Origin of the sequence: Mycobacterium kyogaense (assembly GCF_003254575.1) — a bacterium.
Classification (GTDB): domain Bacteria; phylum Actinomycetota; class Actinomycetes; order Mycobacteriales; family Mycobacteriaceae; genus Mycobacterium; species Mycobacterium kyogaense.
This window is the reverse complement of the sequence record NZ_QJUA01000100.1, coordinates 1-1,402: the sequence shown is the minus strand read 5'-3', so window position 1 is coordinate 1,402 and position 1,402 is coordinate 1. Positions and strand designations below refer to the sequence as shown.

1 protein-coding gene is annotated in these 1,402 nt (G+C 67.6%); it reads left to right on the top strand.

Annotated elements, in window-relative coordinates; all coding sequences use genetic code 11:
* Window positions 1-66: 66 nt before the first annotated feature.
* Window positions 67-1,402 (top strand): AMP-binding protein (locus tag DMB80_RS27735; RefSeq protein ID WP_162938736.1); only part of this gene is annotated, 1,336 nt, incomplete at its 3' end.

Here is a 1,402-nt window from a genome sequence, read left to right as displayed (position 1 = left end):
CCCGACGAAACCCCCCTACCCACCGACCGACCCCGCCCCACAACACCATCAGGCACCGGCGGCGCAGTGGATCTGGCGCTCGATCCCGGGAGCGTCGCGGCACTGCGTGGTGTGGCCTCGGATGGGCAGGCGAGCATGCTGATGGTGCTCCATGCCGCGGTCGCCGCACTCCTCCACCGGTTGGGCGGCGGTGGCGACATCGTCGTCGGTACTCCGGTCGCCGGCCGCGACGACACCGTGTTGAGCGAGCTCATCGGTCTGTTCGTCAACACCGTCGTGCTGCGCACCGATGTCTCGGGCAACCCCACCTTCACCGAACTGCTCACTCGCATCCGCACAGCGGATCTCGCCGCATTCGCCCACGCCGACCTGCCCTTCGACCGCATCGTCGAAACGCTGAACCCACCGCGGGTACCCGGCCGCAACCCCTTGTTCAACGTCTTCATCGCCCACCACCGCGACACCGACGACGACACCACCCTGTTCGGCCTCCCCGTCCGCTGGCATGAGCACACGGCGACGACCGCGATGTTCGACCTCGGCCTGACCCTCACCGAACACCCCGACGACGCAGCGACACTCACCGTCGAATACAGCGCCGACCTGTTCGACCGGGAGACCGCGCGCACCCTCGCCAGGCGACTGGTATCGCTGCTCACTCAGATCGCACGAGACCGCATGATTCCAATCGGTGACCTCGAGATCGTGACGGCCTCCGAACGAGCCGCGCTGGCAGCACGCAACGACACCGCCCATCCGGTGCCGCGGACAGGTTTGGCGGCGTTGGTGTCGGCGCAGGCTGCACGCACACCTCATGCTGTTGCGCTGTCCTATGAGGGTGTCGAGATGACCTATCGCGAGCTCGAGGCGTGGTCGGACCGATTCGCCGCACGGCTACGCGACCAGGGCGCCGTACCCGGCGCAGTGGTCGGCATCCGACTGCCGCGCTCCCTGGAACTGATCGTCGCCCTGCTGTCCACCACCAAAACCGGTGCCGCGTTCCTGCCCCTGGACCCCGACTACCCTGCCGCCCGCCTGGACCACATGATCACCGACGCCGCACCGGCCATCGTCGTCGACGAATCGCGCGAGGTCGCCATTGCACAACAGGATTCGGCCCCACCGCCCTTGGCGCCGGTACATCCCGACTCCGTGGCCTACATCCTCTACACCTCAGGGTCGACGGGCGTTCCGAAGGGCATTGCCGTGCCGCACGTCGGCATCGTCAATCGCATCCTGTGGCTACAGCACGCCTACCCTCTCGACGCCTCTGATCGCATGCTGGTCAAAACCCCCATCAGCTTCGACACCTCCGTCTGGGAAGTGTTCTGGCCCTTGACCACCGGCGCCACCGCCGTGATCGCCCGCCCCGGCGGCCACCGCGACCCCCACTACCTCGCCC